This is a genomic window from Litchfieldella xinjiangensis (assembly GCF_000759345.1).
Taxonomy (GTDB): Bacteria; Pseudomonadota; Gammaproteobacteria; order Pseudomonadales; family Halomonadaceae; genus Litchfieldella_A; species Litchfieldella_A xinjiangensis.
This window is the reverse complement of sequence record NZ_JPZL01000001.1, coordinates 1,211,175-1,234,378: the sequence shown is the minus strand read 5'-3', so window position 1 is coordinate 1,234,378 and position 23,204 is coordinate 1,211,175. Positions and strand designations below refer to the sequence as shown.

At 54.4% G+C, this 23,204-nt stretch carries 18 protein-coding genes; all 18 read left to right on the top strand.

The window, feature by feature from the left end; all coding sequences use genetic code 11:
- The first annotated feature begins 735 nt into the window (after positions 1 to 735).
- The 18 genes from JH15_RS05720 to JH15_RS18585 all read left to right on the top strand — a co-directional run bounded on the left by JH15_RS05720 (position 736) and on the right by JH15_RS18585 (position 23,175).
- Positions 736 to 1,002, top strand: a complete 267-nt coding sequence (locus JH15_RS05720; protein WP_043527838.1) for a hypothetical protein — start codon at positions 736 to 738, stop codon at positions 1,000 to 1,002.
- 250 nt (positions 1,003 to 1,252) lie between these two features.
- The gene (locus JH15_RS18040) at positions 1,253 to 1,426 is read left to right on the top strand and encodes a hypothetical protein (RefSeq protein ID WP_197053277.1); all 174 of its coding nucleotides are present in this window, start codon (positions 1,253 to 1,255) and stop codon (positions 1,424 to 1,426) included.
- Complete coding sequence (locus JH15_RS05715) at positions 1,423 to 4,182, top strand: class I SAM-dependent DNA methyltransferase (protein ID WP_043527836.1); 2,760 nt, start codon at positions 1,423 to 1,425, stop codon at positions 4,180 to 4,182. Before JH15_RS18040 ends, JH15_RS05715 begins: the two co-directional genes overlap by 4 nt.
- Positions 4,182 to 4,973, top strand: coding sequence for a zinc ribbon-containing protein (locus tag JH15_RS05710; RefSeq protein ID WP_043527834.1), 792 nt, complete (start codon positions 4,182 to 4,184; stop codon positions 4,971 to 4,973). Before JH15_RS05715 ends, JH15_RS05710 begins: the two co-directional genes overlap by 1 nt.
- Positions 4,970 to 5,323 carry a RhuM family protein gene (gene rhuM, locus JH15_RS05705; RefSeq protein ID WP_043527832.1) on the top strand — a complete coding sequence of 118 codons (354 nt, stop codon included), beginning with the start codon at positions 4,970 to 4,972 and terminating at the stop codon, positions 5,321 to 5,323. Before JH15_RS05710 ends, rhuM begins: the two co-directional genes overlap by 4 nt.
- Before the next feature lie 67 nt (positions 5,324 to 5,390).
- Positions 5,391 to 7,448, top strand: a complete 2,058-nt coding sequence (locus tag JH15_RS05700; protein WP_043527830.1) for a DEAD/DEAH box helicase — start codon at positions 5,391 to 5,393, stop codon at positions 7,446 to 7,448.
- The gene (locus JH15_RS05695) at positions 7,441 to 8,610 is read left to right on the top strand and encodes a GIY-YIG nuclease family protein (RefSeq protein ID WP_043527829.1); all 1,170 of its coding nucleotides are present in this window, start codon (positions 7,441 to 7,443) and stop codon (positions 8,608 to 8,610) included. Before JH15_RS05700 ends, JH15_RS05695 begins: the two co-directional genes overlap by 8 nt.
- A gap of 32 nt (positions 8,611 to 8,642) precedes the next feature.
- On the top strand, positions 8,643 to 10,544 hold the full coding sequence (locus JH15_RS05690; RefSeq protein WP_081948908.1) for an ATP-dependent nuclease: 1,902 nt from the start codon (positions 8,643 to 8,645) through the stop codon (positions 10,542 to 10,544).
- Positions 10,531 to 12,345 (top strand): ATP-dependent helicase, encoded by a 1,815-nt coding sequence (locus JH15_RS05685; protein ID WP_043528917.1) that lies wholly within the window; start codon positions 10,531 to 10,533, stop codon positions 12,343 to 12,345. Before JH15_RS05690 ends, JH15_RS05685 begins: the two co-directional genes overlap by 14 nt.
- A 695-nt stretch (positions 12,346 to 13,040) precedes the next feature.
- Entirely contained in the window at positions 13,041 to 15,431 is a 2,391-nt protein-coding gene (locus JH15_RS05680; RefSeq protein WP_043527827.1) for a DNA/RNA helicase domain-containing protein, read from the top strand.
- 107 nt (positions 15,432 to 15,538) lie between these two features.
- On the top strand, positions 15,539 to 15,895 hold the full coding sequence (locus JH15_RS05675) for a nucleotide pyrophosphohydrolase (protein WP_043527825.1): 357 nt from the start codon (positions 15,539 to 15,541) through the stop codon (positions 15,893 to 15,895).
- Positions 15,896 to 16,114: 219 nt separating this feature from the next.
- Positions 16,115 to 16,891: a type IV toxin-antitoxin system AbiEi family antitoxin domain-containing protein gene (locus JH15_RS05670; RefSeq protein WP_043527823.1), complete on the top strand. Its 777-nt coding sequence runs from the start codon at positions 16,115 to 16,117 to the stop codon at positions 16,889 to 16,891.
- Positions 16,881 to 17,801 (top strand): nucleotidyl transferase AbiEii/AbiGii toxin family protein, encoded by a 921-nt coding sequence (locus JH15_RS05665; RefSeq protein ID WP_043527821.1) that lies wholly within the window; start codon positions 16,881 to 16,883, stop codon positions 17,799 to 17,801. The genes JH15_RS05670 and JH15_RS05665 overlap by 11 nt, the downstream gene beginning before the upstream one ends.
- Before the next feature lie 101 nt (positions 17,802 to 17,902).
- Positions 17,903 to 18,361 carry a hypothetical protein gene (locus JH15_RS05660; protein WP_043527819.1) on the top strand — a complete coding sequence of 153 codons (459 nt, stop codon included), beginning with the start codon at positions 17,903 to 17,905 and terminating at the stop codon, positions 18,359 to 18,361.
- Positions 18,362 to 18,502: 141 nt separating this feature from the next.
- Positions 18,503 to 19,678 (top strand): HNH endonuclease, encoded by a 1,176-nt coding sequence (locus JH15_RS05655; protein ID WP_043527817.1) that lies wholly within the window; start codon positions 18,503 to 18,505, stop codon positions 19,676 to 19,678.
- Complete coding sequence (locus JH15_RS05650) at positions 19,678 to 20,928, top strand: nucleotidyltransferase domain-containing protein (RefSeq protein ID WP_043527815.1); 1,251 nt, start codon at positions 19,678 to 19,680, stop codon at positions 20,926 to 20,928. Before JH15_RS05655 ends, JH15_RS05650 begins: the two co-directional genes overlap by 1 nt.
- A complete protein-coding gene (locus tag JH15_RS05645) occupies positions 20,912 to 22,696 on the top strand; it encodes a ThiF family adenylyltransferase (protein WP_043527813.1) in 1,785 nt (594 codons plus the stop codon). Before JH15_RS05650 ends, JH15_RS05645 begins: the two co-directional genes overlap by 17 nt.
- A complete protein-coding gene (locus JH15_RS18585; protein ID WP_081948907.1) occupies positions 22,693 to 23,175 on the top strand; it encodes a Mov34/MPN/PAD-1 family protein in 483 nt (160 codons plus the stop codon). The genes JH15_RS05645 and JH15_RS18585 overlap by 4 nt, the downstream gene beginning before the upstream one ends.
- Positions 23,176 to 23,204: the final 29 nt, after the last annotated feature.

Genomic DNA, 23,204 nt, shown 5'->3' with positions numbered 1-23,204 from the left:
CGACAAGGGCTAATAATGCTGGGTATCATTACTAATGAGCCTTCTAACGTAAACAGTAAATTGATTGTATTTGATGGGCATTTCTCCTTTTTGTGTAGATGCTTCCATATATTAATGGCGTTATCCCATCCTTCAAGGCCTCTTTTATCTTCTTTGTATTTTAAAAAAGCATACCTGCCGTGAGTCTTAGCCTTTTCCTCTCTTGCTATTTTATGCCTTCCAATAAGTCCTTTTTGTTTATTCCTGCAGTGATATGGATTGAAGATACTTTGCATCTTGCTCTTAGTTAATTTAGGTGAAGCCCACCGTCGAGCTTATTTTTCCGGAAGGGAGGATTCGCTTAATTAGGAGAGCTTGTTGCATGATATGCCACACTAGGATATTTTAATGAAAATTCTGTATATTTTTCGAACAGGGGTAATAGATTAGCGCACTCAGAGTGTATTTGACTTCACTTGATATTAAATCTGCCATTGTTGCGTTTTTATCCACGCTTAGTGCCTGGTAATACGTTTTAGTGCACTGGGTAGAGTGGGCTGGGTAGAGCGGGCAGGATGTGTAAACGATCCACCGCCAGAAAGCTGGCGAGGACCGTTTATCTGCAACTTACTCGCCTGGCGGCTCGACGTATCCTGTTCGCTGAGGGAGTCGATGCTACCGCAGGGGCTGCCGCTGGTGGGATTATATTTAAGGTGATACGTAAAAAAGTGGCGTGATTCTTTCGCGGCGGAGTTGGTGCTGGAGGACCGCATCGAGGAGCGCCAGACCTACAACCGCAAGGCTTGGCAGACGGCGGCTAAGGACTTGGTGCAGAGCCGCGATCCCTACGACCAGGAGCTGGCCAAGCGCATCGTGGCTTTTGTGAGCTCCATGCCGCCGATGAAGGCTGAGCGTCATGAGCTCCAGGAGAAGGTCGCGGGCGCGGGGCGGCTGCCAGGGAGTGCTCAAACGCACCAGGGGGGAGAGAAGGGCAGGGCGCAGATAGTTGAGATGGATTCCTAGTGGGCTGGCTGCTCAGATTGGCGTATCTGAGCTTCAACGCGCCTGCTGGTCACCTACTTGTGCTGGTGAGAGCATCGGCTTCTACCTGCGTTGGCGAATCGGGCTGCGATAGGACGCCCATGCCGTGTATGATTCTTTTGGTTACTCATAATTAGCGTCTGATACGTGGGGGAAGGCATCGTGGACTCTGGATGTCATGCACAGTGGGCGGCCTTAATCGGTTTCTGGCTTTCAGCGAGGGCATGTGACGATGGACCTCAGCGCTTTGCAAGCCGTCCTGAAGCGTGGCGAGGATAGTCGCCATCAGTTGGCCGGCTTGAGCCGACAGGTCGTTGGCCGACTCAACCAACTGACCTCCAATGCGGCCAGCCAGCTTGTGCGTCTCCCGCTCCACCCCACCGGCCACAATGTCCTGTCCTTATGAACGCAGTAGAAATCGAAGCCGCAATATCAGATCTGGCGCAGCAGCCGTTTGACCCGGCTGAATTCCCCTATGCCTTCCTAGAAGCCTTCGGCAATAAAGCTACCACCATCAAACGGTTGCGCTCGGGTGCATCCAACAAGTCCGATCTTGGCGGCGTGTTGCAGACCAACAATATCCATATCGCTGTGGCGGATGCCGGAGCCGTAACGCAAACCTTGGAGGCCCTCAAAGCCAGCCCGGCGACCACCCGTGCCAAGGCGCGCTACATACTGGCTACTGATGGCGTGGATTTTGAGGCAGAGGATCTGAACACCAGCGAGACAGTCGCGTGCACCTATAAGGCCTTCCCGGACCACTTCGGCTTTTTCCTACCGCTGGCGGGCATCACCACCGTCAAACAGGTGCGAAATAGCTCTTTTGATATTCGTGCGACCAGCCGTCTGAACCGGCTGTATGTGGAGTTACAAAAGGACAACCCGGACTGGGGCACCGAACAGCAGCGCCACGAGATGAACCACTTCATGGCGCGCCTGATCTTCTGCTTCTTTGCGGAAGACACTGACATCTTCGATGGCAGCAGCCTGTTTACCGACACCGTCACACGAATGAGCGCCCGGGATTCGGCGAACACCCACGAGGTGATCAGCGAAATCTTCCGTGCCATGAATACCAAGCAGGCCGAGCGTGCCGCTGCCGGTATTCCCCGCTGGGCTGACAACTTTCCATACGTTAACGGAGGCCTGTTCTCCGGCAGTGTTGCAGTGCCGAGCCTCAGCAAAATTGCCCGTTCCTACCTGCTACACATCGGCAGCCTGGACTGGACCCAGATCAACCCCGACATTTTTGGCTCCATGATCCAGGCGGTCGCCGACGACGAAGAGCGTGGCGCCCTAGGCATGCACTATACTAGCGTGCCAAATATCCTGAAAGTGCTGAACCCGCTGTTCCTAGATGAGTTGCGTGAAAAGCTGGAGGAGGCAGGTGACAACGCCCGCAAGCTACTGAACCTGCGCAATCGCATAGCCAAAATTCGCGTATTTGATCCCGCCTGCGGCTCGGGAAATTTCCTGGTCATCGCCTACAAGCAAATGCGGGCCATCGAAGCCGAGATCAATCAACAGCGCGGCGAGCCAAACCGGCCAACAGACATTCCGTTAACCAACTTCCGGGGCATCGAGCTGCGGGACTTTTCGGCAGAGATAGCCCGGCTTGCCTTGATCATTGCCGAGTACCAGTGTGACCTGCTGTATCGAGGCAAAAAGCTGGCTTTGGCCGAGTTTCTACCGCTGGACTCGCAAAATTGGATAACTCAGGGAAATGCCTTAAATTTGGATTGGTTGAGCATCTGTCCGCCTGCAGGAACCAATGTCAAACTGCACGCAGATGATCTGTTTGATTCACCGCTAGACCAGGCGCAGATTGACTTTGAGAATGAGGGGGGGGAAACATATATCTGTGGAAATCCACCGTACTTAGGAAGTCAGGACCAAACACCAGATCAAAAGCGGGATTTAGAAAATGCTTTCAAAGGAGCTATCAAGTCTACCAAGTCAGCAGACTATGTGGCGGGCTGGTTCATAAAAGCCCGTCGCTATGTGGCTGCCAATGGAGGCTCTTTTGCTTTTGTTACCACGAATAGTATTTGTCAGGGGCGCCAAGTTTCTCTGTTCTGGCCTGCATTTTTAGGTGACGATCTAGAGATTCGTTTCGCTGAGCCTTCATTCCTGTGGAGTAACCTCGCGTCAAAAAAAGCGGCAGTCATTGTGTCTATTATCGGAATTGGAAGGAAGTCTGCACTACCAAAGAAACTTTTTGATTCTGGGCATGTGTTGAAATCTACATATATAGGGCCATATTTGGTACCTGAACATGACACTATTGTTTCCCCTTCCCGCAAAGTCCTGTCAGACCTTAGGACAATGACAAACGGATCAATGCCAAACGATGGTGGAGGCCTGCTGTTAAGTCTCGACGAGTATCGTGAGCTCATCTACAAATACCCTGATGCTGATCGTTTTTGTCGTAAGTTTCTTGGATCAAACGATAGTATTCAAGGGGATCTGCGATATTGCCTTTGGATTAAAGATGATGATGTTTCTCAGGCCAAGCAGTACCGAGAGATTGCTGAAAGGATTGATGCTGTCTGGATGCATAGATCAAAAAGCACCAGAAAAGAAACAAATGCTTTAGCAAATATTCCCCATGCTTTCGGAGAGAGGCGCCATCGTGATGGCATAACGCTATTGATACCACGGCATAGTTCGGAGAGAAGACCTTATCTTCCTTCGATCATGGTTGATGGCTCGACTGTTGTTGGTGACAGTGCAATTGCTATGTACAACGTTCGGTTTATAGACTTTGCTATATACTCGTCAAAGATGCATCTTGTCTGGGCAGCCACAGTCTGCGGGAAAATTAAGGAAGACTATCGTTATTCCAATACTATTGGCTGGAATACTTTCCCCGTGCCCACATTGACCGAGAAAAACAGGGCGGACCTTGCCCGTTGTGCCGAAGATATCTTGCTGGCCCGAGAAGCATACTTTCCGGACACCATTGCCGATCTCTACGATCCAGAAAAAATGCCAACTGATTTGCGTGAAGCCCATGAACGCAATGACGAGGTACTGGAGCGCATCTATATCGGTAGACGTTTCAAGAACGATACTGAGCGCCTGAAAAAGCTGTTCGAGCTGTATACCAAGATGAGTGCCCCCTCTACTTTGAAGAGCAAGCCGAAAAGGAGGGTATCCTGATGAAAGGCTATTCTCTTTTTCAAATGTGGGAGCCATACCGGAAGTCCCTGATCACCGGACATCTTTTCTACGTAGAGCAAGCGAGGAAGCGACTTCTCTCACAATTTGATGATATTGAAGCCGAAGCTGACAAGGCCTCCGATGAGTGGCTGGAAAAGAACAGCCACCGTTTTGATCCTGAGAGGCACGATGAAGGAGACTTCTACGAGTCAGCACATGAAGCTGGCATTGAGTTCTACCAGCTCCTTAGCGATATGCGGGACAGAACCCGACTGAGCGTTGCTGCCGGGATGTATCACGAATGGGATAAGAATTTTCGTAAATGGCTGACGGATGAAATACGCCATTGGCATACCGGAGAAATCGTTTCAAACAAGGTGTGGACTGTGGACTTGGGCAAGCTGACCGACCTTTTAGAAGGCCTTGGTTGGCCGGCTCGCGGTCAAGATTATTTCCCTAAGCTTGATGCTTGCCGCTTGGTGGTCAATGTCTATAAGCATGGCAAGGGAAACTCGCTGAATGATTTGAAGAAAAATTACCCAGAGTATCTTTCTAACTCATTCAGCCACATTGGTGGTGCCTTTTCAGACTTGGATTATTTGGATCACACTCACCTATCTTTGAGTGCTGCTCAGCTACACGATTTCTCAGACGCTATTGTGGCTTTCTGGAAAGATGTTCCTAAAAATATTTTTGTCCGTGAAGACTTGGAAGTACCAGGTTGGTTCGCTAGAGCCATGTCGAATGACCAGCAGGCTGCGAGTCACCAGCAAGGAGGCCTCAATCTATGAGTGAGCTGATCCTGTACACCACGAACGGTGGCCGAACCCAACTGCACCTTCGGGTGGGGGGTGACAGCATCTGGCTCAGTCAGCTGGAAATAGCCGAGTTGTTCCAGATCACCAAGCAGAATGTCTCCCTTCACGCCAAATATATATTTAAGGATTATGAGTTAGACACAGAGGCAACTGTTAAGGAATCCTTGACAGTTCAATCCGAGGGCAACCGCCAAGTCAAGCGGAAGATCAGCTACTACAACCTCGACCTGATTCTGGCTATCGGCTATCGCGTCCGCTCACCTCGTGGTGTCCAGTTCCGCCAGTGGGACAGCACTTTGCGGAGGCCGAGGCCGCTGATCTGAAGGAAAACCGAACAACTGGAACAAGACCTCAAACACAAGGGCAAGAAGCCCTGACAGGTATAGCTTTATGACCAAGATAGTACCTTCAGTTTCCGTCTCGTACGCCAGCAATGGCAGCTCGGCAAAGTCGAATGTGCTGGGTATGCGTCCCATGCAGGAGCGCGCCTACGAGCGCCGAGGTGAACAGCACTTGTTGATCAAGTCACCCCCTGCATCGGGTAAGAGCCGTGCCCTGATGTATATTGCCTTGGACAAGCTGCACAATCAGGGATTGAAACAGGCCATCATCGTAGTGCCGGAGAAGTCTATCGGCTCCAGCTTCAATGTTGAGCCACTCAGTGACTATGGCTTCTGGGCAGACTGGCATGTAGAGCCCAAGTGGAATCTGTGCAATGCGCCGGGCTCCGATAATGGTGGCAAGGTCAAATCCCTGGGCGCCTTTCTGGAAAGCGATGACAAGGTACTGGTCTGCACCCATGCCACTTTCCGCTTTGCGGTAGACCAGTTTGGCGTTACCGCCTTCGACGACCGTCTGATCGCTGTGGATGAGTTCCACCACGTTTCGGCCAACCCGGATAACAAGTTGGGTGCCCATCTTGGCGACTTTATCGCTCGTGACAAGGTGCATATCGTCGCCATGACCGGTTCGTATTTCCGGGGTGATGCCGAGGCCGTATTGGCACCGAAAGATGAGTCACGCTTTGATACCGTCACCTACACCTATTACGAACAGCTCAACGGCTACGAGCACCTGAAGCAACTCGATATCGGCTATTACTTCTATTCCGGCTCCTACGCCGATGACATCCTCAAGGTGCTCGACCCTGCCGAGAAGACCATCGTGCACATCCCTCACCCTCAGTCTCGCGAGAGCACCAAAGATAAGATCCGCGAGGTAGAGCACATCATTGAGGAGCTGGGCGAATGGCAGGGTAGCGATCCGGTGACAGGCTTCCAATTAGTCAAAACGGCAGGCGGTAAAACCCTGCGTATTGCCGATCTGGTTGATCCAGAGTTCCAGGGAAAGATTCAGGAAAGCCTCAGATCCCCCGCAATGAGAGACGATAGAGATTACGTAGATATCATTATTGCCTTGGGCATGGCCAAGGAGGGTTTCGACTGGATCTGGTGTGAGCACGCGCTGACCGTGGGCTATCGCTCCAGCCTGACGGAAATTGTACAAATAATTGGCCGTGCCACGCGGGATGCACCAGGCAAGACCAGAGCCCGCTTCACTAATCTGATTGCCGAGCCGGATGCCGCCGAGCAGGCCGTGACGGAAGCTATCAACGACACGCTGAAAGCCATTGCCGCCAGTCTGCTGATGGAGCAGGTACTGGCCCCACGCTTCGAGTTCAAGCCAAAGAACCCAACCAGCGGCCCGCAGGAAGGCTTCGACTACGGTGAAGGTGGCTACGACCCCGGCAAGTGCAACGTAGGTGTGAACGAGGAAACCGGCAAGTTCCTGATTGAGATCAAGGGACTGGCTGAACCCAAGAGTGAGGAAGCCACCCGGATTTGCCAGGAAGACTTGAACGAGGTGATTGCCGGTTTCGTTCAGGACAAGACCACCATCGAGCGCGGACTGTTCGACGAGGAACTGGTGCCTGAAGAGCTGACCCAGGTACGCATGGGCAAGATCATCAAAGAACGATACCCCAACCTGGACGAGCAAGACCAGGAGGCCGTGCGTCAACACGCCATTGCCGCCCTGAACCTCACCCAGCAGGCCAAGCAGTTGCTAGTCGGTGGTGAGGCTGTTGATATCGGCAGCAACGAACCCAAGCCAAACACAGCGCTAATCGCTGGCGTACGCAAGTTCGCCATGGACGTACGGGAGCTCGATATTGACCTGATAGATCGCATTAATCCCTTCAGTGAGGCTTACGCGATTCTGGCCAAGACCATGAGTGAAGAGAGCCTCAAGCAAGTGGCCGCAGCCATCTCAGGCAAACGTACCAACCTGACTCCAGAAGAGGCAAAAGACCTTGCGCTGCGGGCGGTGAAGTTCAAGAAAGAGCGAGGCCGGTTGCCGTCAGTCAGTTCGCAGGATGCCTGGGAACAGCGTATGGCCGAAGGTGCTGCTGCATTCGTGCGCTACAAAGATGAGGGCCGTTATGACTGATCTGGACGAGTTGCGCGCCGAGTTGAATGAGTTCGCCCAGCCGGAGAAAAAGAAGGGGCTGTCCGCCAAGGAAGAACGCATCATTGCCGGTTTTGAAGAGATCGAGCGCTTTGTTGAAGAGCATGGCCGTGCTCCTCAGCATGGCGAAGACAATGACATCTTCGAACGACTCTACGCCGTGCGTTTAGACCGTATTCGAGCGCTTGAGGAATGCCGCACCCTGGTAACACCCCTTGATCATCAGGGCCTGCTCGATGGCACCTACGCCAGTGAAGCAGATTCCATAGAAGCAATGGACGATGACGCGCTGATTGCCGAGCTGGCCGGCGCTGCGGGGACTCCAGAGCTTACCCAGCTGAAGCACGTTCGTTCCAGCGCCGAGAAACGCGCGGCTGAAGAAATTGCCAACAGGGAGAAGTGCGAGGACTTTGCGACCTTCGAGCCATTGTTTGAACAGGTAGAGCACGAGCTGAAAGCCGGAGTGCGCATCACGCGCCCCTTCGGCAAGAACTCCACTATTGAGATTGGCCAATGGTTCATCCTGGATGGGCAAACTGCCTACGTGGCTGACGAGGGTGAAGAATTTGATTCTCCGCAGGGCAAGAAGGATGCGCGCCTGCGCGTGATTTTCTCCAACGGCACGGAAAGCAACCTGCTACGCCTATCGCTGGTCAGGGCGCTTTACAAGGATGAAGCCAGCCGCCGCATTACCGAGCCTGATGCCGGGCCACTGTTCAGTGAAACCTGGGAAGAGGACGACATAGAAAGCGGAACCATCTATGTGCTGCGCAGCCTGTCAGAACACTCTTTCGTTGTAGAGCACCGCGAGCTGATCCACAAGATCGGCGTCACTGGCGGTAAGGTAGAAACCCGTATCGCCAACTGCGCACACGACGCTACCTACCTGCTGGCCGATGTCGAAGTGGTCGCTACCTACAAGCTGGCCAGCATCAACCGCCGTAAGCTGGAAGCCCTCTTCCATCGCATCTTTGCACCGGCGCAACTTGAGCTGACCATCCAAGATCGCTTTGGTCATCCGGTGAAGCCGAGAGAGTGGTTCTTGGTGCCGTTCTATGTGATTGATGAAGCGGTGCAGCGAATCCGGGATGGGTCGATTACGGATGTGATCTATGACCCGAAGACTGCACGACTGATAAGTTAGCGCCACAAAACAACTAAAAGGAGGGGTAAGCCGTGCGTGCAGCCCGCATAAGAATCAACAACTTTAGAGGCATAAAGCAGGCGACGCTTATACTGCCAAAGCACGGCGTGCTTATTGGGGATAACAATACAGGTAAGACAACCATCCTGGAGGCGCTTGACCTAGTTCTCGGTCCTGACCGTCTAAATCGTCGACCGCCTATCGACGAGCATGATTTTTTCAGGGGCTTTTACACGCTCAGTCCCGATGTGGCTATGGGTGAAGATGAGGCTGAGGTCGCAAACGATGATGCCCCTAACCCTCTGACCGATGAAGCAGAGAGCACAGAAGAGGCACCAAGAATTGAGATTGAGGTTACCGTTGCCGATCTTACCGAGGAGCAGAAGGGGACGTTTGCCGATTACATAGAGTTCTGGGACTCTGTAACAGACAAATTATATGATGCCCCTGATCCTGCGGGAGTGGATGCCGCCAATATCACTGAAGCGCTCCGCATTACCTTTCACGGCTGGTATGACGAGGAGGAGGATGATTTCGAGGGGAAGACCTACTTTACTCGCAGCCTCACAGAGAGTGATAGGCCTGACCTATTTTCCAGGAGGCATAAGCAAGTATGCGGTTTTCTGTACCTCCGTTCCCACCGTACGGGGACACGAGCTCTGAGCCTAGAGAGGGGGAGCTTACTCGATATCATTTTACGCCTGAAAGAAGTTCGGCCACAGATGTGGGAAGCAGCTCTCGGCACTCTTTCTGATATACCAGTGGCGAGCGATCCAAATCTAGGCATTTCCCCTGTGCTTGAAAGCATCAATACGGTGCTTAAAAAGTACGTACCAAAAGAATGGGGCGTCGAGCCCCACCTAAAGGTATCAAATCTAACCCGCGAGCATCTACGCAAGGTCATCACCGCCTTCATCGCCACAGGTGAAGGGAAGCACGCAGCGCCGTTCTATCGGCAAGGAACGGGCACCATCAATATGCTTGTCTTGGCTATGCTGTCCCAAATTGCTGAAGACAAGCAGAACGTCATCTTCGCCATGGAAGAGCCAGAGACGGCGATACCACCTTATGCGCAGAAGCGAATCGTCCACGAAGTTCGCGATTTGGCCTCTCAAACCCTCTTCACATCTCATTCGCCCTATGTGCTAGAAGAGTTCACCATAGAAGAGACGATGGTACTCGCACGCGATGCTGATGGCATACTTACACGGAAACCCATCAATCTTCCTGATAATGTAAAGCTGAAACGTTACCGGCAAGAGTTTCGAACTCGCTTTTGTGAGGGGTTGCTTGCTCGCCGGGTTCTTGTGGCCGAAGGCGCCACGGAAGCATCGGCTTTTCCAGTTGCTTGCCGTCGCCTCGCGGAGCTCAGGTCGGACACATATTCTTCTCTTGAAGCCTTGGGTATTTGTGTCGTTGATGCCGACGGTGAGAGTAATATTCCAGGAGTCGCACAGCTCTATCGGGAGCTTGGGAAGAATACCTTCGCAATTTGTGATAAGCAGGAAGCCGATAACAAGTCCTTGATCCAAGCTCAAATCGAGCTACTGTTGATGCACGGCGAAAAAGGTTTCGAGGACATGGTGCTAAAAGGTGCATCCGAGTCGGCTCTGAAGCGCTTTGCGAATCAAATTGACTGGCCACAGCATCTAGCTCAGAAGTACCCAGAACTTGAAGATCAAGCGGAAGAAGCGTTGGCAGATTATTTCGCACGCTCGAAGGCGAATTGGGGTATCGCAGATTTCCTTGCTCAGTGCAGCGAAGATGAAATGCCCGATTGGCTCAAGAGTGCATGCCAAAAGATAAGTTACTATTGCACACTTGATATTGAAGGTTTCCGTCTCCTGTGGGGCGACCCTGTGACCGACGATGAAGACGATGCGCCCGCTGGAGCAGGCTCAAATCCAGAGGACGGTACCGATGGATCTGACTAAAGGCCAACGGGATGTCATGGAGGCGGACAGCCATCTCTTGGTTACGGGGGGGCCGGGGTCAGGCAAGACCACCATTTCCATCCTCAAGGCGGCACGGATCGCCGAACGAGACCTTCTCCCCGGGCAAAAAATCCTGTTCCTCAGCTTTGCTCGCGCAACGGTATCCCGGGTGGTCGAAGCGATTACGTACGAGCAGCAGGTTCCGCCCGCTCAAAAGCGACTCATCGACGTCGAAACCTACCATTCCTTTTTCTGGCGCATCCTCAAGGCTCATGGCTATCTCATCGGCCTGCCTCGGCGGCTCTCCATTCTTACGCCGCCGAGTGAAGCAATCGCGCTATCAGACGTTCGGTCTGCCTTTCCAGCAAGGAGACCTACCGACGCACAGAAGACAGCGAAGAAAGCGGCGGAAGAAGCCGAACGTGTACGTCTCGCATCGGAAGAAGGGCGTTTGTGCTTTGATCTCTTCGCCCCCAAAGTCGGCGACCTTCTACACGGCAGTGCACGCATCCGTCGCCTTATCGTCAGCATGTATCCTGTCATTATCCTTGATGAGTTTCAGGACACCAGCGACGCGCAGTGGCGCGTCGTCCAAGCGCTTGGCGAATTATGCTGCCTCATCGCTCTTGCGGATCCGGAACAGCGCATCTACGACTGGATTGGTGCCGATCCTGCTCGACTCGACCACTTTCGGAAAACACTCGAACCGACAGAAGTAGATCTCAGCACAGACAATCACCGCAGCTCTGGAACAGAGATCGCTATATTCGGCAATGACTTGCTGACTGGGGAATTCCGGCAGCAGTCCTATAAGGGGATCGACTTCGATGTTTTCGAGCCTTTCACCGGTCCGGCGATGACGAAGCTGGTGACGACGGTCTACGGTGCTAGAAAACGTCTCGTGGATGCTGGTGTCAGCGCCTGGTCACTGGCCATTCTGGTTCCGACCAAGAAGATGACGCGCATGGTGTCGGATACCCTGCGACAGCCACCTGCCAGCATGGCCGAAGTGCTGCACACCGCTGCCATAGAAATGGAAGCGGCTATTCTTGGAGCCGAGATTATCGCGCTTCTGATGCAGCCTGTAGATGGCCGGCACTTCGCTCAATTCATCGACCTGATGTGCAATTACTATCAGGGCAAGGGCGGTGATGAGCCCACGCAAGGTGCGCTCAAGGAGGCTGCAAATATCCGCAAGGCCTATGAAGAGTTGCTGGTCTGTCAGGCCGCCGGGAAAGCTATACGTAGAAACAGCATCCTTGTCAACATGAGCGCTGTCTATGAGCATGCCTGTTCCATCGAATTGACGGGTAATCCTGACAAGGACTGGCGTGCAGTGCGACGGATCCTTGAGGATGGTGCATGCACACGCTTGAAAGAGGTTTCGGGCGAGGCGCGCAACGTCCGTATCCTGGATCGTGGCACCCAGCTTCGCCAAGAGCTTTCACAGGATTGGAGAGACAACGGTAATTATTTCAACGCACTGGCGATAACACGACAAGCCTTCATCCAGGAGCACTTTTCGATGAACGCGAAGCCTGAGTCAGGCGTTATCGTGATGAACATGCACAAGGCGAAGGGGAAACAGTTCGATGAGGTGATCATCTTTGAGGGATGGCCAATCAAACGCAGAGGACAGCCTCCCTACAACGCTGATCGAATCGTTCGGTTCAATTCCAAAGAGCATATCGACAACCAAGCGCGCCAGAATTTCCGTGTCAGTGTCACCAGAGGAAAACGCCAGACAACTATACTGACCCCGAAAAGCGATCCCTGTGTCCTACTGCCTCCTGACGAATGAAAGGTGCTAAACCGCTCGAATATCATCGTCCCAGCCATCGAGAGCCACCACGCTGTCTAGCCATAGGTGTACAGGAACAATCTTCGGAGTACACTCCCGGTACACACACCAGCTTCGTGTGCTATCCTCAACCTTCGCTAAGTTACTGATTCCAAACAACTGTACCTTTCGCTTGATTACGGTTGCTTTTCCTTGTTTTTCAGTGGCTTATTGTTTTAAAGGCGAACTCATAATCCCTTGGTCGCAGGTTCGAGTCCTGCTGGGCCCACCATTCCGGATTCTTATTCGTAGTGAGCCACGCACTTTTAGTGCTTTAGTCGCGAGCCATGACGTGCTCGCGTCTTAGTTTGATGTGGTTCAAACACGGCTCCCGCCTCTTGGCTTACACGAGCAACGCGGGGGTTCTTACTTCTTAATTCCCTTTTATCTTGGGAAAATCGATTAAAGCCCCGAAGCTTTAACAAGCGAGAAAATAATCATCAACACTCGCAAGCAAAGCACGCAGTTGACTTATTTAGACCGTCGTCGCAGCATGACCGTTGCCATACCCGCCATGCCTCTCCTAGAAGCACACTTTGGCGGTTTTTTTGTATCTGTTTGCCGGCTCAGCACCCTCGGCTGAGCGAAAGCGAGCCAGGCGGATCGGCGAGCCATGCTAATTATAAAACAGCGTGAACATAAGGGGCTAAGAAGCGATGTTGGTCTACAGTGCCACCAAGCAGCAGTTTATCGACGATGTGCGAGCCAACGTCATCACCGACGCCATCGAGAACGAGGTGGCACGCAGACTGAACCGCAACTCGCCGCGCAGTGAGGTGACGTCGTGGGAGAACTCCTTGCGCTTCATGATGAGCGTTCTGCTCGACGAGGGCATCCCTGCTTCAGCGGGAGTGGCCATCGAATACAACATTCCGCTGACCAATCGCCGCGTGGACTTCATCCTGACCGGCAAGAACCACCAGCGGGACGATGCCGCGGTCATCGTGGAACTGAAACAGTGGCAGTCCGTCGAGGTGACGAAGAAGGACGCCATCGTCCGTACCCAGCTGGGCGGTGGCATACGCGAGACCAACCATCCGTCGTATCAGGCGTGGTCCTATGGCGCGCTGATCGAGGACTACAACGAGACGGTACGCTCCGAGTCGATCCGCCTGGTGCCCTGCGCCTACCTGCACAACATGAAGCAGGGGAACGCCATCAATGATCCCTTCTACGAGCATCACACGCGCCGTGCCCCGGTCTTCATCTCGCAGGATGCGTTGAAGCTCTCGGCGTTTCTGAGCCAGCACATCAAGTACGGCGACAGCAACAACATCATGTATCGCATCGAGCACGGTGTGATCAAGCCGAGCAAGAACCTGGCGGATGCCCTGGCCTCGATGATGCAGGGCAACGCCGAGTTCCTGATGATCGATGACCAGAAGCTGGTCTATGAAACCGCTATCGATCTTGCTCATCGTGCAGTTAGCGGCAACAAGCAGTGCCTGATCGTCAAGGGCGGGCCGGGCACCGGCAAGTCGGTAGTAGCCATCAATCTGTTAGTTGAGCTGACGAAGCGCGAGAAGATGACGCAGTACGTGTCGCGCAACTCGGCCCCTCGTGAGGTCTTCAAGAAGAAGCTGACCGGCACGCGCAAGAAAACCCACATCGACAGTCTGTTCAAGGGCTCGGGCAGCTACGTCAACGCCGAACCGGATACCTTCCATGCCCTGATCGTCGATGAGGCGCATCGCCTGAACGAGAAGTCGGGCATGTATCAGAACCTGGGCGAGAGCCAGATCAAGGAGGTGATCGCCGCGTCACGCTTCTCGATCTTCTTCATCGATGAGGCGCAACGAGTGACGCTGAAAGACGTCGGCACGGTCGAGGAGATCAGGCGGCGGGCAGCCGAGTGCGGCGCCGATGTCCACGAGCTCGAACTGGCTTCACAGTTTCGTTGCAACGGCTCGGATGGCTATCTGGCTTGGCTCGATCATGCGCTGCAGATTCGCACCACGGCCAACACCGACCTGGAGGACATCGACTACGACTTCCAGGTGTTCGATGACCCGAGTGCCATGCGACGGGCGATTCTCGAAAGGAACCGCAAGGCCAACAAGGCACGCATGGTGGCGGGGTACTGCTGGCCTTGGGCCAGCAAGAAGGACAAGCACGCCATGGACATCGTCTTCCCCGAGTACGGCTTCGCGGCCCAGTGGAACCTCGATGACGATGGCATGCTGTGGGCCATCGCCGATGGGTCAGCAGAGCAGGTCGGCTGCATCCACACCTGCCAGGGGCTCGAGTTCGACTACGTCGGTGTCATCATCGGGGACGACTTCGTGATTCGGGATGGCCGCGTGGTGACGGACGCGGCCAAGCGGGCAGGGCAGGATCGTTCCGTGCATGGCTACAAGAAGATGCTCAAGGAGCAACCTGAGCATGCCCGTGCCCTGGCGGACCAGATCATCAAGAACACCTATCGCACCTTGATGACGAGGGGCCAGAAGGGTTGTTACGTCTATGCCACGGACCCTGAGACCCGCGAGTACTTCGCGGCCTATGCTCGCTCTCAAGCAGCGACCGAACGGCTGGACGCGCCCGAGGATGCCGAGACGCTGGATGGCTTGCACCTTCCCATCGTGACGCGTGATGAAGCAGTGCCGTTCGAGCGCCATGTGCCCGTGTACGACCTGAGTATCGCCGCCGGTGAGTTCAGTGAGATGCAGATCGCCGACGCCGAGCACTGGGTCGAGCTGCCGGACTTCATGCGCGCGAGCCCCAACCTGTTCGTCAGCCGGGTGGTGGGGGAGTCGATGAATCGGCGCATCCCCAATGGCGCCTGGTGCCTGTTTCGTGCCAACCCCGGCGGCACTCGGCAGGGCAAGGTCGTTGTGGTGCAGCATCGCGCCATTGAGGACCCGGATCACGGCGGCAGCTTCACTATCAAGCTGTATCAGAGCGAGAAGGTCGAGGAGTACGGCGAGTTCGTGAACCAGCGCATCGTGCTGAAGCCCCAGACCAACGCCTTCGGCTATAAGGACATCGTGCTCGAGGACGAGCTTGAGGATCTGAAGGTCATCGGCGAATTCCTCTCCGTGCTGTGAGCAAGCAGGCGGCCGGATCGCCGCCTATGCCGATGTAGGCTAGATAGCGAGCGGCAGAGCAGGCATGCTCACCGCTATCCGATACCGTAGAACCAGGTGAGCCCTAGATGTCAGATCCGTTCAAGCAGCTCCGCGACGCCATGGACCAGTTCGCCACCGAGCGCGATTGGGACCAGTTCCACTCGCCCAAGAACCTGGCCATGGCGCTGACGGTGGAGGCAGCAGAGCTGCAGGAGTGCTTCCAGTGGCTGACCGAGGCGCAGTCCAGGGAGCTGGATGAGCAGCAACTGGCCGCCGTGCGCGACGAAATTGCCGATGTTCAGCTCTACCTGATCCGGCTGGCGGGCAAGCTGGACGTGGATATCGAAGCGGCATGCCGGGCGAAGATGGAGAAGAATGCGGAGAAATATCCCGCCGACCAGGTGAAGGGAAGCGCAAAAAAGTACACGCACTATCAGGATTGACGTGATGTGTGGCCGCTTTGTCCCCTGCAGCGGCCTTCTCAGCCTAGCTTCGTCCCTAAAGCTACCTCCCGCCAATTTGGGCTCAAGCAGGACCGGAGAACCAGCTTTTGGTTTAAATTCTATGATAAAATCGGCCTTGGATGCCGATTTTGTGCTTGAAGATAAACCGACGTGGTTTATTCTTCACTCTGAAGACGGAATGTAAGGCCGCTTTTTCTCGTGAAAATAAACCAATTGCTGCAAAAGCTCCCGTATGGCGCCGTCGTGACGACCGCCTGGCTGGCATCACACGGCGTCACCTCGGATCAGGCGCGTAAGCTGGCCAGCAGTGGCTGGCTGCAACGCGTGGGACACGGCGCCTACTGCCAAGCGGGGGAGCCTCTTACCTGGGAGAGCGCTGTTTTCGCCCTGCAGGCGAGCGACGACACGGGTTTACCAACGCTTTGGCCGGGTGGCCAGACGGCCATGACACTGCATGGCTTTGCCCACTATCTGCCCATGGGGGAGCGCACGACGCACCTGTATGGCAAGGAGGCCGCTCGGCTGCCCCGGTGGTTGAGTGATGCCGAGTGGGCAGGGCGGATGGTACTCCACACTGAAAAGGGCCTGCCAGTGCAGCTTCCCGGTAGTTTCACTGACTATGCGCCGGATGGCAGGGCCTTCAGCTTGCAGGTATCGACCCCTGAGCGAGCGGTCCTAGAGTGGATCGCCGTGACGCCGAATGAGCTGCTGTTTAGCAGTGAGCTGGTGGATACCTTCGGCGGGCTCAATACGCTGCGTCCGCGTCGGCTGCAGGCATTGCTGGAGGGATGCCGTTCGGTGAGAACCAAGCGGGCCTTCCTGGTGCTGGCTCGCCACGCCGGGCATGCCTGGTACGGTCGTCTGGAATCTCGTCGAATGGATCTCGGCAAGGGCAAGCGGCAGCTCTGCCAGGGCGGCAAGCTAGACAGGGAATATCACGTGACGGTGCCGGAGGCGTTCCTGCATGCCGATTGAAGCTCGCTTCCACGAACAGGTCCGGCTGTTGGTCTCGCTGCTGCCTTTTCTCAATGACGAGCCGTGCTTCGCCCTCAAGGGCGGCACGGCCATCAACCTCTTCGTGCAGCCATTACCCCGTCTATCGGTCGACATCGACCTGGCCTACCTACCGCTGGAGCCCCGTGACGAGGCCCTGCGACGTTGCCGCGAGGCACTGCAGCGGCTGGCAGATCTCTTCAGTGCCAGACTGCCAGGCGTGCGCGCCGAGCTTCAGGATAATCGCCGAGATGAGCTGAGGATCTTGGTGCGCCGGGGTCGTAGCCAGGTGAAGGTGGAGGTATCGCCAGTACTGCGTGGCACTCTGCACCCGCCCCAGGAGCGCGATGTCGTTGAAGCCGTGGAAGACGAGTACGGCTTTGCTGCGGTGCAGGTGGTGTCACTACCGGACCTGTATGGCGGCAAGATTTGCGCCGCGCTGGATCGCCAGCACCCACGGGACCTTTTCGATGTGAAGCTGCTTCTGAACCAGGGCGGCCTGGGTCGAAGCGTATTCGAAGGCTTCCTGGTCTATCTGCTGGGGCATCCCAGGCCCTTGAACGAAGTGATCAACCCGCGACTGAAGCCGTTGGACGATGTCTACCGACAGGAGTTTGTCGGGATGGCCAGAGTTGACCTTCCATTGCAGGAACTGGAGGACGTCCGGCACGAACTCCTGACGTGGTTGGGCCAACTGATGACGGATGAAGACATTCGCTTCCTTCTGGCCTTCAAGCAGGGGGCGCCTGACTGGGCGCTGCTTCCGCTGCCGGGCGTCGAACGGCTGCCTGCCGTGCGCTGGAAGCTCGCCAACATTCATAAGATGCATTCGGCCAAGCACCGTCAATCACTGGAGCTGTTGGAGCAGGCCTTGGGCAGGCTTCGCCAATGATGCGGCGTGCCCTAGCGGTTTAACGGCCTAAGTAGACTTCTCCTTAACTCCCTAAGACGCTAGGCTGTTACGCATAGTTACGCCAGGCGCAGGGGGATGACATGGTGAACAGCAGGGAAGCTCAGCTCCAGTGGGACATTTCCAAGGACATGACCGCTCGCGGCTGGAAGGCCGGTACGGCCGGCGGCTACGTCCATAAGGATGAGTATGTCAGCGAGCTGGAGCTGACCCACTACTGCCTCACCAAGCGCGAGGAGAAGCGTTGGCGCCTGGAAGAGGCCGAGGGCGACTACGGCCTCACCCCGGTCAGCGAGGTGGGCTCAAGCAAGCCCCACGATCACGAGAAGCAGAGCCTTAGCGAGAATATCGACCGACTCAGCGACCTCTACGGCGCCGAGGTCAGCGACGACGACAAGCTGCATTTCGCCAACGGCATTGTCGACCGCATAGAACGCGACGAAGCGGTAATGGCCCAGGTGCGCAGCCACAGTAAAGACCAGATGATGCACTGCCTGCTCCCCAGAAAGGTCACTGGAGGCCGGTGTGAAACGAGCAGCTAGATAAATAGCTTATCGACTCATCCCTTGATGATGATCAGCTCCCAGTTTCTCTCATCTTGTAGCCTGGGTTAATGGTCAACATGTGACTTTATCTTAGTAGAAAGTAAACAGTGGTAGCAGGTGGCTCAGGGAGAAAGCGATTTGAAAAAAAGCGAAAAGCCAAAGCCCTTGAATGGTCGATTCAATACCAACGAAGAAACCAAAAGGATCGTCTGGGTCCAGGCTGCTGGTCACTGCGAGCTTTGCGGGAGTGATCTAACGTACGATTATCGTGTAGGTCAGCCCATGAAGTGGGGAGAGGTAGCCCATATCCTTCCGGCCAGCCCCAAAGGGCCGAGGGGGGTCAAGGAGCATGATGAAGCAACGGCGCAGGCGCTCACGAACGATAGTGCTAACCTCATGCTCCTGTGCCCAAGCTGTCACGACAGGATTGATCGTGACGCGGACGGTTATCCTGAGAATGACTTGACTGGACTACACCAAGCTTACCTAGAACGTATCCGACTCGCGGCCACAACACCAGATGGGGGCCGTGCTATTCCCGTGATCGTGCAAAGCCAGCACTTAGCGACAATAAATGATATTCCCGTTCGCGATCTTCTCACTGCAATGTCTTCCGAGGGGTTGGCTGCCTTCGATCACGAAATTAAAATCATTTTTCCGCCACCAGGACCACGTGGGAGGGATGAGACCTATTGGCAGAATATTAAGGATAGTATCCAGCACGATATGGAGCAGCAACTAAGGCGTCGTGGAGGCAGCTATGGCGACACACCTGCTCTGGCTGTGGTTGGATTGGCTGATATTCCAGCGTTGATGATATTGGGACAGGCCATCGGTGACCGTTCCAAACGCCTGCTTTTTTCCTTCAACCGCGAGCATGGGTTGCGCTGGCCTAATCAGTCCGCTGAACCGCCAGAGTTTCTGTTTACTCCTCCGCCTGAGGGTGATGCGCCGCTGGCACTGGTGCTATCTATCTCTGCGCAGGTCCCGCATCGCGATGTGAACGATGCGCTACCTAATGCGCGTATTGCAGAGCTGACCATCCCTGAACCAAGCTATATGATGGTTCAAAACCGCCGGGTAATCCATGCATTCCGAGATGCACTCCAGATACGACTGAGCCAACTCGAGGCCCTGACGCCAGAAACGATACATGTCTTTGCTGCCATCCCGGCCGCTTTAGCGATCGAATTTGGTGCATTGCTAACGACTCAGCATCAGCATCCGTACCTGATATTCGATCGAGATAAAGAAAGCCATAACCAGTTCAAGCCGACACTAAGTTTGGGTCATAAGGCCCAGGAGGCTCAATAATGATCTTGAGAAAAGAAGACACGAAACGTGGCAGTTGGGAGCACTTTCTGCTCCGTGCAGCACGTGAAATATCCTTATCCGAAGCGCAATATGAAAAGATAGACTCACGTTACTCACAGCTAGAGAGTATCCTCTCGTCATCCAATGACCCTCTGCTAGCGGAAGCTCATATCTTTGTTCAAGGGTCCATGAGGCTTAAGACAACTGTTAAGCCTGTATCAGAGGCCCCCGAAGATCTGGATACCATCGATGCGGATGCCATTGTCTGGTTACCTCACGCACAGGGAGCTGAGGCGCATGAGGTGCTGGAGGCAATTGAACAACGTTTTAAAGATGGGAGTCGTGTACAAGAAGGAATCAAGCCTCTGCGCCGAGGGGTCCGGATAGTCTATGCAGATGAAAATCCAGGTTTCCATATTGACGTCACTCCTGCACGAGCTATCAACGGGAACAGTGAAGAAAAAGGCGAAGGAAAGCTGGAGGTGCCAGACCGAGAAATGGGCTGGAAGGCAAGCAGTCCTATTCCTTATTCTAATTGGCTGCAGGCCGCTTCTGAGCAGGAAGTCACTTTAGAGAGCCTAGTGGTCGCAAAGAGTGAGCGATCAATTGATGCGGCTACCCAGGATCCTCTCCCTGACTATCAGGATTATCTCGATCAGGATCCACTGCGGGCAAGCATAAAGCTGCTGAAGCGGCACCGCGATGAGTGGGCCATCCGGACCAATAATGCGGACCACCGTCCCATATCCGCCGTTATTACGACATTAGCCACCCATGCTTACCTTGACGTGGTGGCAGAATCCAAGTCGAAACCGCTCCAGCCGTTGGATGCAATCTTGGAAATAGTTCATAGGATGCCACGGCACGTCGATTACACTGAGTTAGGCTATCAAGTCTGCAATCCCGGAGATAAGGGAGAAAATTTCGCCGAAAAGTGGAATAGGCCTCGTGATGGAGAAAGCTACCGGCAAGCTTTTTATGATTGGCATGCAAACGCTAGCTCGTCAATATCTTTGGGGCTAGAGAGTTTCGAAACCGCCGACTCATTCGCAAAAGCTGTGAAAGAGAGTTTTGGTATGGGGCCAGCATTTATCACTGAAGTGAACAACGAAATCCCGGGTGATTGGACGATTCCCGGCCGGCAAGATGGGGTCACCCGAAATTCTTTGTCGATGGGAGCACTTTTTGGAGGCGCAAGCGGTGATGAAAGCTCTCAGGCGGAAGTAAAACCGGTTGAACGCCTTGGTTGATCGCGATGACATAGCACTGAAGTGCGGTATCGCCGCGCTTCAGAGTTTTTTGGGTAAAGATAACGCCTCAGCTCTGCTCAGGCCTGCCCCTCTAAGAGCTGGTGAAGCAAAGAGCTTCTTCTTCCCCTTGCCGGTTGATTACACGGGGATGGAACGGCGACTGCGTATTAGCTTTCCAGCCAACTTCCCACGAGATCAGTTGAAGCTCCATGTCGAGCCTTCTCCTTGGTTGGTTTGGCCACATGCTATGAAGTCCGGACTATGTTTGCATGGATTTCAAGAGCGACCTGTCACGGGCTCGCCCGAAGCTGTGGTCAATGACAGTATGTTTCGCTTGGGAAAAATTGTGTCTTTATCTACGGCAGGATCCAACAAGGCCATCCGCGACGCAGAGTTTCAGAATGAGATCACATCCTACTGGTCCATACAGCACGGACAATCCACACAAAATCTAATTTTGTTGCACCGCCCTCAGGAAGCGTCTGAACTATTTGCCCTTAGTGATCCTCGGCACGCCTTGTCATCGTGGAATGGACCGGTCTGGCTAGCGTCAGACGTTTCTGTACTCAATAACCACTATAAGCGAGTGGTCGGAAGGTCCTCGATAGTCAGGGCGCCGCTGATGCCAGCATTCTACGTCAAAATGCTGACCTATCCAGATGTTCGCATTCCGGATCCAAAGCACTTGTTGCCCTGGCTTACACCACATCTGAAGCCTGGCGATGCAAAGCGACTACAGACTTGGTTTGTAGAGCACGGTTCGCTGACCAGTCGATGGATTGTCCTGGAGCTTCCCGGAGACGCATTCGCACCAATCTACTGTCTAAACTTAATATCCCACGATACATCGACGGTGCGGGGGACAAAATTCGGCTTACGCTCTGCGCGTCGAAATCCTGTCAAGACTTCGCATCGTCCTCCAGCGCGCGTCCGCGCTTCAGAGCTACATGTGCTCGATCGTGAAGCTATTTTGTCTCGTGACCTAAGCGGCACCGCCAAGAGCCTTGAGAATTCTCGTGTTGTTTGCATCGGCGTTGGATCGCTCGGGAGCCCTGTGGCAATGCAGCTGGCTCGCTCCGGAGTAGGTCACCTTACCCTTATTGACCCTGAAACCCTCGAGTCAGCTAACCTTGGCAGGCACGTTCTGGGAGCAGATGATCTGGGATACTCGAAGGCCAAGGCGCTGCGAGAGAGGATCCGCAGGGACCTACCTACCATCGAAGTCGCCGCGCACGCGACCTTTGCCGAGGTTGTGATGGATAATAGGCCCGACGTATTCGATAAAGCGGATTTGGTTATAGTCACCACTGCAGATTGGCAGTCAGAAGCGACATTCTGGAGAGCCAAGTCTAGTGGCACTGCCTGGGGGTTGCTACAGGCCTGGAGCGAACCCCATACACATGTGGGGCATGCCCTCTTAGCCCCCTCTGGAACGTTTGATGCTACAAATCTGTTTAAAGAAAACGGTGATTTCAAATATAAGTTAACTGAGTGGCCGAAAGGAGGGATCGTTGCACTCCCTGCCTGCGGTGAGAGCTTCATTCCAGGTGGTTCGCTGGGGATGGTGAACATCGCCTCAATGGTGTCGGAAACTGCTTTGCGCACCTTGACCGGCAACGTCAAAGATTCAGTGTGGGTCAGCAGTATCTACAGACCTCAAGATGTGGCGGAACTCGGTGGGGAATACCTTGGCCCTGAACTGCCCGACGGAGTACGGCAATCCTTGCTGGAACGCGAATGGCCAAGGAATAAGGAAAGAACGGAATGACGGATATTGCTTGGCGCTGGAAATGGCCGGAGGTAGGGGTCGAACTCCTAGTGTCTCAGGAGGTTGTTGACGTTCTGGATAGCCATCGTCAGCGAGGCTCGGGCGTGGAGCGAGGGGGGCAATTGTTTGTTAATCCACTTAACTGCACCGGGTTGCTGCTTGCACGGGCTACGCCTCCTCACCGGGACGACCGAGGGGGCAGATCGTGGTTGGAGTTGGATTCGAGACGCTGCCGTCAGGAGATAGAGAGTGCCAATGCGAAAGGTCTGCGCTTGGTGGGGTATTGGCATACCCATCCCCAGATTGCACCAGTAATTTCGCCTGCAGATGTAAGGAGTTTCTCTAGGTTTTCGGCACGCTATATGCGGGATTTGCCACACCCGCTAGCCATCATCGTTGGCACGTCAGATAAGTCAGAAGGCATCAAGGCGTGGTCATTTAGAGGGGGAAGGTATATAGAGGCTATTAGGATTAGTTGAATGATAGCCTAGTCATGAATCTTGGATGC

What these genes read in the sequence shown, in the direction of transcription:
- JH15_RS18040 (WP_197053277.1), top strand. Translation starts at nt 1,253, where the DNA reads ATGGACCTCAGCGCTTTGCAAGCCGTCCTGAAGCGTGGCGAGGATAGT.
- JH15_RS05715 (WP_043527836.1), top strand. Translation starts at nt 1,423, where the DNA reads ATGAACGCAGTAGAAATCGAAGCCGCAATATCAGATCTGGCGCAGCAG.
- JH15_RS05710 (WP_043527834.1), top strand. Translation starts at nt 4,182, where the DNA reads ATGAAAGGCTATTCTCTTTTTCAAATGTGGGAGCCATACCGGAAGTCC.
- rhuM (WP_043527832.1), top strand. Translation starts at nt 4,970, where the DNA reads ATGAGTGAGCTGATCCTGTACACCACGAACGGTGGCCGAACCCAACTG.
- JH15_RS05700 (WP_043527830.1), top strand. Translation starts at nt 5,391, where the DNA reads ATGACCAAGATAGTACCTTCAGTTTCCGTCTCGTACGCCAGCAATGGC.
- JH15_RS05695 (WP_043527829.1), top strand. Translation starts at nt 7,441, where the DNA reads ATGACTGATCTGGACGAGTTGCGCGCCGAGTTGAATGAGTTCGCCCAG.
- JH15_RS05685 (WP_043528917.1), top strand. Translation starts at nt 10,531, where the DNA reads ATGGATCTGACTAAAGGCCAACGGGATGTCATGGAGGCGGACAGCCAT.
- JH15_RS05680 (WP_043527827.1), top strand. Translation starts at nt 13,041, where the DNA reads ATGTTGGTCTACAGTGCCACCAAGCAGCAGTTTATCGACGATGTGCGA.
- JH15_RS05675 (WP_043527825.1), top strand. Translation starts at nt 15,539, where the DNA reads ATGTCAGATCCGTTCAAGCAGCTCCGCGACGCCATGGACCAGTTCGCC.
- JH15_RS05665 (WP_043527821.1), top strand. Translation starts at nt 16,881, where the DNA reads ATGCCGATTGAAGCTCGCTTCCACGAACAGGTCCGGCTGTTGGTCTCG.
- JH15_RS05660 (WP_043527819.1), top strand. Translation starts at nt 17,903, where the DNA reads ATGGTGAACAGCAGGGAAGCTCAGCTCCAGTGGGACATTTCCAAGGAC.
- JH15_RS05650 (WP_043527815.1), top strand. Translation starts at nt 19,678, where the DNA reads ATGATCTTGAGAAAAGAAGACACGAAACGTGGCAGTTGGGAGCACTTT.
- JH15_RS18585 (WP_081948907.1), top strand. Translation starts at nt 22,693, where the DNA reads ATGACGGATATTGCTTGGCGCTGGAAATGGCCGGAGGTAGGGGTCGAA.